The sequence below is a fragment of the Candidatus Desulfolinea nitratireducens genome (genome assembly GCF_982879505.1).
In genome coordinates this window covers 4,152-12,851 of sequence record NZ_CEYOSI010000091.1, presented here as the reverse complement: position 1 = coordinate 12,851, position 8,700 = coordinate 4,152, and the positions used below count along the sequence as shown (strand labels likewise).

Sequence of the window (8,700 nt, the reverse complement as noted above, 5' to 3'; positions counted from 1 at the left end):
ACTTTTCGCCTTATTTTTGGGGAAAATACAATAAAACTGTGTCATTTTTTCACGAATCTAATGGAAATATAGAGAATCGTCAAGCAACATCAGTGTTACTTATCTTTGAACAAAGAATTTTTTCCTCATACAATCGCGCTAATCATAGTTCAATGTAAATTCCAGCGCTCAAATAGGGGATTTAGTGCAAATAATCAGAAATATTGTTGTTCAAATTTTTAAACTCACCTGAATCAATGAGAATGGCTAAACGGGAGAGCACAAGAAGTTCGTGATCCAAAAGACTCACTGTTGAAACCTGACGCGCAAAGCTGTAGAATGGGAGTGAAGAATCTCCTACAAATCAGATCTACAACTTCCTCGACAGTGGATATTGGAACAATCATCTTCGCAGCTAACAAAGAAATAGCCCTCTTGTCCTGCCAAGGATGCCCTTGGTAATCCCTGGCCTGCATATGGCGGCAATGATGGGAATGCGATCTTTTATATTGGCGTGCTTGAATGGAAAGAGTAAATCATAATCTTGAAAGGATGAAATGATGGTTATAAAACCTTCTCACCGAAGTGTTCTCGTAGGGGTTGTCTTTGTTTTACTAATTTTATCTACAGGGGGCGTGCTAGCTCAAGAAGATGTTTTGCTCTATTCTCAAGATTTCGAAACTGGGCGGCCCGAAGAGTGGGAACTAGACCCCGGATGGGATGTTATCGAAAGTGATACCAGTCATGTCCTTGCGGGGCAGGGTCATGTTTGGGCTTCCCTGACAAGCGGCTCTTGGAGCGATTATCGCTTGCGCTTTAGGGTCAAATTAACCGGCGATGCCACCCTGCATGCTAACTTTCGCATGGCGGCTGGACCAAGTCGTTATTTTATTGGCCTGGGCCCCGAAGGTTCCTATCTTATTAAGCAAACAGGGCCAGATAGTTTTACAGAAAGCCTGGCAAATGCAGGTGGGCTTGGAGATGGCTGGAAAACTGTTGAAATCACTGGCTATGGGCCAACCATTACGGTAATAGTGGGAGAGCAGGTTGTGATGACTTATACCGATCCGGAACCTTTAGTAAGTGGTGGGGTCGCCTTTGAATCCCTGGCAGAATCACAGGTTCTGATTGATGATGTTGAGATATGGGGAGTGGGCTCTGTTCCCGTTCCGATAGCGGAAGTCCCATCCAGCGGAGAGCTTAGCTGGGTTCGTCTGGGCGGACCTCCCGGCGGCCTCGGGTATGACATCCGCTATAAATTTGACAATCCGGATATCTGGTATGTAACTGATGCTAATGCTGGAGTCCACATCAGCACAGATAATGGTCTGACATGGGAGCAAAGCAACCAGGGGATTGAAACGATTGGTGGCCCAGCAGGCGATGGTATCCCAGTTTTCTCGCTAACTGTTGATCCGCATGATCCCCAAATTATCTGGATAGGAACAGACAAAACGGGCGATATCTATAAATCGATGGATGGTGGCCGCACATGGCTAAAAAAAGCGGAGGGGATTATTCACGAACATGAAACCATTTTGAGCTTTCGTGGCTTTACAGTTGATCCGCGCACATCCGATGTTGTTTATGCCATGGGTGAATTGCAACGCCCTGGAAACAATGTTTGGGGTTTGGGGGTTGGTGGTGTTATCTACAAAACCGTCGATGGCGGTGAGCACTGGACGCGCATCTGGAATGGTGCAATTCCATCCAGCCTTGCGCGTTATATGTGGATCAATCCGCAGAATCCGGATGCGCTCTACGTATCTACAGGTATTTTTGATCGTGGTGCTGTAGGGGAAACAGATATTGAGACAAACCCAGATCCGTTTGGCGGGTTGGGCGTGCTTAAATCTACCGATGGTGGTGGTTCATGGCGTGTGTTGGGGGCTGAGAGCGGGTTGGATTTCCGTTATATCGGCAGCCTGTACATGCATCCGGAAAATCCTGATGTACTCTTTGCCGCTGCGGGACATGTTGTCCCTGATCCGGCATTTCAGTATTATCGGGATCAAGGTCACAGTCCACTTGGCATTTATCGCACAACGAATGGCGGTGAGAACTGGCAGCAAGTCCTTGAGCCTGAAGGTGATTTTTTCGTGCAGGTCTTCAGTTCGGTTGAGATATGCCCATCCAATTCAAATATTATATATGCTGGCAGTGATGTGGCCATTTATCGCAGTGAGGATGGTGGTAGCAACTGGGCTCTGATGGCTGGTGGCCTGCAAAGCTGGGGACCACCAGGAGTTGGTGCCGGATGGCCCATTGATATGCAATGCGACCCCCGCAATCCGGACCGAGTTTTTGCAAACAACTATGGTGGTGGCAATTTCTTGAGTGAAGATGGTGGAAAAACGTGGAAGAATGCCAGCACAGGTTATTCCGGGGCTCAGATCATTGGTGTTGCTGTAGATCCTTTTGACCCTGCACGTGTATTCGCGGCTGGGCGCAGCGGGGTTTGGTACAGCAATGATGGTGGACTGACGTGGCACGGTATCCATAACCCCGGTGAACACCAGCCTTTGGCAGGAGGGGAATGGGGCGGCGTTGCTTTTGATCCTGTCCGTAAAGACCACATCATTTTAGGAGGGCAACATGGTTTCCTGGAATGGGTTTCTGACGAAAATCGCTGGGCGCATCATATCCCCCCACCAAATTACTTCCCTGAAACCAGCGAGATTGAGTTTGCCCCCTCTGATCCAAAAATCGTTTATTCCGTTTCTGCCAACCACAACTCAATGGTTCACGCCGATGTGTATGAAAGTGGAAAAGGTATCGTTGTTTCACGCGATGGTGGCTCTAGTTGGAGTGATATAACCGGGGCGCAGTTTAATGATGCGATTTTGACCGATGTTTCGGTCGACTACACAAATGCGAACATAGTTTATGTTGCTTCACAAATCGGGTTGTTCAAATCCAAAGACGGTGGTGGAAGTTGGGATTCCCTTACGGGTTTATCCCAGGGTCAACCAGTACGTACAGTTGCTGTGAGTCCGGGAAATCCGAATAAACTTATTGCTGGTGTCCAATACCAGGGATTGTTTACAAGCGAAGATGGAGGCGATACTTGGAGACAACTCGCAGCAGGCCTGGAGCCTAACGGCATCCATCGCGATATTGTGTTTGATCGTACAAATCCGAATGTCGTGTATGTTGGTGACATCACAAGTGGTATCTATCAATCCACAGACGCAGGTGAAAGCTGGATTAAGATTACCCAAGGACTTAGCAACCGTGCTGTGACTAGCCTTTCAATTTCATCGGATGGACAGCATTTATACGCTGGAACTAGCGGAGGAGGAGTGTTTCGCTTAGATTTTAACGGTCAGCCACCTGAAGTCTCTGCTCAGCCTCCAATGCAGCCCGAATCACCTCCACAAGACGAGCCCGCTCTCCCGGGAGAACCAGAACCGCATCCTGGTGAGCCCACAGAAAAGCCAGCATCGAATGTACCTTGCCTGGGTGGACTTGCTCCTCTAGCTTTGATTGGTTTGGTTTGGATTTCGCGCCGCAAGAAGTAAGATCATGCACCGCATAAAGAAAGCATTTCTGCACCTATTAGTGGGGATATTATCTTTTGGGATTCTTATAACATCCTGTAAAGGGCCGGATACAACCTCGGGCATAATACTTGATGAATATGGCCCAGTAGCTGAAGCTGTAGTGCGTGTGCAAACCACCGAGAACTATACAATCTCCGATAGCGAAGGACATTTCTCGCTTTCTGGATTGGCTTCAGGCGAGGCCATCACTGTCACGGCCTGGAAATCCGGTTACTATATCGCGGGCGCGCAGGATGTTGTGCCGGGGATAAGTGATGTCGAAATACACCTTGAAGCACACACTGATTCTGACAATCCAGCTTATGAATGGCTGCCATCTCAGTATCATCCTGGCCAGGGTGAAGATCAGGGCTGTGCGGAGTGCCACAGCAATGCAAATTCAGAGCTTTCTTTTACCCTCCCCGTCGATGAATGGCTACAAGATGCGCATTCCCAAGCAGCAATAAATCCGCGCTTTGTCAGTATGTATTCAGGTACCGATATGCATGGAAACCAGAGTCCTCTTACCCTTTATGGGAGTAGCCGTGATTATGGTCGCTTCCCGTTGGGACCTGACCCAGATCAACCATACTTCGGTCCCGGCTATAAGCTTGATTTCCCGGATACGGCTGGCAACTGCGCAGCCTGTCATACGCCAGCCGCTTCTGTTAATGATCCCTATAGTGTAGACCCGACGACTGTGAACGATGTTCCCGCCGAAGGTGTTCCTTGTGACTTCTGTCACAAGGTATGGGGCGTGCGTCTTGACTCGACCTCCGGCCTGCCTCGCCCCAATATGCCGGGAGTCTTGTCGTATGAGTTTCGCCGCCCACCGGACGGACACCAGTTTTTTGCGGGCCCCTTTGATGATGTCGCACCAGGCGAAGATACCTATTCCCCATTGCAGCAGCAAAGCCAATTTTGTGCTCCCTGTCATTTTGGTGTATTCTGGGATACGTTGATCTACAATTCCTTTGGAGAGTGGCTGGAGAGTCCTTATAGTGATCCCAAGACCGGGCAAACCTGTCAGGATTGCCACATGCGGCCTATCGACGTGACACGTTTTGCTCTTCCGGAAGCAGGTGGACAGGCGCGTGATCCGTCTTCGATCTTCAGCCATCGTATGCCAGGCGCTGCGGACGAGGAAATCCTCCAAAATGCTGTCACAATGAACGTAGATACGCATCGAAAAGACGACAAGGTTATCGTTGAAGTAGAACTTATAAACGACCAGACGGGGCATCATATCCCCACCGATTCGCCGCTCCGTCATCTCATCTTGTTAGTGGAAGTTATAGATGAAAATGGTGAAAAGCTCCAACAACTCGAGGGACCTCTTGTGCCAGACTGGGGTGGTGTTGGCGAATACGCTGATGGGTATTTTGCTGGCGCGCCAGGTACAGCCTATGCCAAAATCCTGATGGAATTGTGGACAGAAATTTCCCCGAGTGGAGCTTATTGGAATCCTACCCGCATTGTCAGTGATAACCGCATCCCGGCGATGGGAAGTGATACGACGACTTATATATTTAAGACTTCCGAAGTTTCAGAAACTTCGGAAGTCTCAGTGACCTTACTCTTCCGCCGCGCCTTTATCGAACTAATGGATCAAAAAAGCTGGGATGTGCCAGACATCGTGATGAAAGCAGAAAATGTTAGATTGCCATGAGCCAGGCAATCTAAGTTTCATTACAAAGCTATATTCTGTAACCCTAGGGTTGGAAGCTACTGTTCTAAAACATGAACCTGAACAAAAAAGACACTCAATTGTGTTATTTGAGAGGTAGTATTGGAATCGAAAACCTTGTTAACAAGGTAAAGGACTCGAACCGCTATTTAGCAAATAAAACTTGTTTTCGACACTTTATCCCTTAAAACATCGTATAAACAGCAAGAAACCGCTCAACATCAAGTGTTGGCGGTTTCTTTGTTTTGAGTAGCGGGGGCAGGACTCGAACCTGCGACCTCCGGGTTATGAGTTCCAGTCTTGTGGAAGCCATCTTTGAAGGAAAAACTTTGCTTACGAGCTAACCCGACAGTCTACAGCTTATTGAGGTTTTTAGGTTTAGGGTAAAACCTAAATTGCATTTTACCATATTGACATTATTGTTCAGAGTCTGCCTATTGCCCTCCCTTGTTTCTCCTTTTTCGTTGTCGATACCCGAACTAATTTTTAAACTTCAGGAATTTACTTGTAAATTATTTCAGATAGATGTAAGATAATTAAACAACAACATTGCCAGCCATCCTCCATGCAAGCGTAGAACATTCTGCCAGGGTACATCAATAAGGATTTATCTAAGCTCTCACATTTGCCAGCGTAAACAATCAGCTACCTGTAATCACAAGATTGGAGAAAGATATGAGCTACGGTTTCATGGGTCAGCTGCTACGCGTAGACCTTACCAACCATACAATCACAGTCGAAGAGATAAACCAAACGTGGGCAAAACAATACCTGGGGGGAACTGGATTAGCTACAAAATACTTCTATGAGGAGGTTCCAAGCGGAATTGATCCACTGGGACCAGAAAATAAACTGATCTTCATGACCGGACCGCTGACTGGAACTGCATCGGCCAGCGCCAGCCGGTATTCGGTGGTGGCCAAATCTCCACAGACCAACCTGTGGGGACAGGCAAATTCCGGTGGCAGTTTCGGCCCGGTTCTGAAAAAGAGCGGCTATGACGGGATTATCTTTGAAGGTGTCTCCCCTACACCAGTTGCACTGCAAATCATTGACGGCAAGGCCGAGTTGCTTGACGCCTCTCACCTCTGGGGAAAGACTGTACCAGACACAGAGGATGCTTTGCAGGATAGCATCTCTCAAAAGCTGACCGTGGCTGCTATAGGGCAGGCTGGTGAGAACCTGGTGACCTACGCCGCGATTATGAACAACAAACATCGCGCTGCCGGACGCTGCGGGCTCGGGGCAGTGATGGGCTCCAAAAAACTCAAAGCAATCGCCTGTGTCGGATCGCAACCGGTCCAACTGGCGGACAAAAAAGGATTTCATGATGCCGCCACCAAGCAATTCGACTTGATCGACGAATCGATGCTCAAGGTCGGATTTGATGCTTTCGGGACCAATATGGTGGCAGATTTCGTACATGTCCGGGGCGGCTATCCCACCATGAATTGGCAGCAGGGAGTTTTCGATGGTATTGACGATGTCAATGCCCAGGCGATCATGGATACTGTGTTTGTGGAAGGAACCCGTTGTTTTGCCTGCCCGATCACCTGCGGACGGGGAACCGAGATCAAAGAAGGCAAATGGAAAGGGGATAAGGGCGAAGGACCGGAATACGAGTCAACTAACACACTGGGTAGCATGTGCGGTGTTTCAGACATTAACGCTATCACCAAATCCAATTACCTGTGTAACGAATACGGGCTAGATACGATCAGCACTGGCGCAACCATCGCCTTTGCAATGGAGTGCTTTGAAAAAGGAATCATCACCAAAGAACAGACTGATGGTCTTGAGATCACTTTTGGTGATGGAGACATGGTGGTAGCTCTGGTAAAAAAGATCGCCATTCGCGAGGGAATCGGCGATCTGCTTGCAAAGGGAACGAAGGCTGTCGCAGAAAAACTTGGCCAGGGTAGTGAGAAGTTTGCCATGCATGTCAAGGGCTTGGAATTGCCAGCCTATGACTCACGCGCTGCCAAAATCACTGGGTTGGGCTACGTGACCGCCAACCGCGGCGGTGACCACATGACCGGCTATATCCAAGGACCAACCTTCATGGACATTCCCTTCCTAATCGTAGATGATAGTAGCATTCGAGACCCATTCCAGGCCAACCCGGAGGAAGCCCATGTGCTGGTCGACATGGAGAACGCCTTGACGGTCCTGGACGCTTTTGGGGGGTGCAAGTTTATGGGCATGCTGCTGCCTGCTGATGAACTGCTTGACCTTTATGTGAAAGCTACAGGCTGGTCAACCACGGTCGAGGACTTCCGTAAAGCAGGAGAACGGATCTACAACCTGACCCGGGCTGCTTGCGTTCGAGAAGGCGCTTCTCGCGAGGACGATGTGCTGCCAGAGCGGTTGATGGCACAACCGATACCGGGCGGCCCGGCCGAAGGGATGGTCAATGACCCGGAGATGCTCGAACTGATGAAAGATGCCTATTATGACTTCCGGGGATGGGACTCTGCCACGGGTATCCCTACCCAGGAAAAACTGCGGGAATTGGATCTTGAGGATCTGATCCCTGATCTATGGGGCTGATGCACAAGAAAGTGGAGTGAGGGCAACATGATCTATTCGGAAAAGCCCTGGCTGAAGAGCTACAAACTAGGGCCGTATAAGCTAAAGGAAAGCCTAAAGCCATATCCAAAAGAACCGGTCTTCAAGGCACTGGAGGATGCCGCCAAGAACTACCCTGGGCAAACGGCTGTTTTGTTTGAAGGGAAGGAGATCAAGTATCGTCAGTTGAAGGCTTTGGTGGACCGGCTGGCATCTGGCTTGGCCAAACTGGGGGTTGAGAAAGGCGATCGCGTTTGTCTGTTCCTGCCCAACTGCATCGAATTCATCCTGGGCGATTGGGCGGTGATGAAGACCGGGGCTGCGGTTGTTCCCACCAGCATCCTGCGCACCGACGAAGGTCTGCAACACGAGGTCGGAAGCTCGAATAGCCGGGTAATCATCTGCTCAGAAACGCAACTGGAAAGAGTCTTGGGAATCCGAAACCAGACGGAGTTGGAGCATATCCTGCTTACTTCCCAGAATGGCTACGGAGAACCCCTAAGGCAGGCCTCGCTTCCTGAGGGCGTACATGCGCTCACCGATATCCTGGAGCAGGGAGAAGACACTCCTCCGCAAGTAGAAATTGACCCGGAACATGATCTGTGTGAGCTGGGCTTTACTGGGGGCGCCACCGGTGTACCCAAGGGAGTCATGATAACCCACGCGAACCGCTATAACTGTATCAGACAGGGTTTGCCTTGGCTGATGGAGCCGATGCTACGCGGTTTCGCTGGCAAAGCATCAGTTCTGGTCGCAGTTCCGCTGTTTCATACATATGGTCACTACGTTTACCAATCAGCCGCTTATCTTGGTATGCGCGCGATCGTACTGCCAGACCCACGAGATACTACCCTGATGGCTAGAACCATCCAGGAGTTCCGCCCGTTTCTGATCACAGGCGTACCTACCCAGTTCATGCGCATC

4 protein-coding genes are annotated in these 8,700 nt (G+C 49.5%); all 4 read left to right on the top strand.

Annotation, left to right across the window (positions count from 1 at the left end; genetic code table 11):
* The first annotated feature begins 539 nt into the window (after window positions 1–539).
* Window positions 540–3,500 (top strand): WD40/YVTN/BNR-like repeat-containing protein, encoded by a 2,961-nt coding sequence (locus AC3DOM_RS09570; protein ID WP_487918818.1) that lies wholly within the window; start codon window positions 540–542, stop codon window positions 3,498–3,500.
* A gap of 4 nt (window positions 3,501–3,504) precedes the next feature.
* Window positions 3,505–5,190 carry a hypothetical protein gene (locus tag AC3DOM_RS09565; RefSeq protein ID WP_487918817.1) on the top strand — a complete coding sequence of 562 codons (1,686 nt, stop codon included), beginning with the start codon at window positions 3,505–3,507 and terminating at the stop codon, window positions 5,188–5,190.
* Window positions 5,191–5,898: 708 nt separating this feature from the next.
* Window positions 5,899–7,758 carry an aldehyde ferredoxin oxidoreductase family protein gene (locus AC3DOM_RS09560; RefSeq protein ID WP_487918816.1) on the top strand — a complete coding sequence of 620 codons (1,860 nt, stop codon included), beginning with the start codon at window positions 5,899–5,901 and terminating at the stop codon, window positions 7,756–7,758.
* Window positions 7,759–7,785: 27 nt separating this feature from the next.
* Window positions 7,786–8,700, top strand: a 915-nt coding sequence (locus tag AC3DOM_RS09555) for an AMP-binding protein (protein ID WP_487918815.1), incomplete at its 3' end; no start/stop codon positions are given.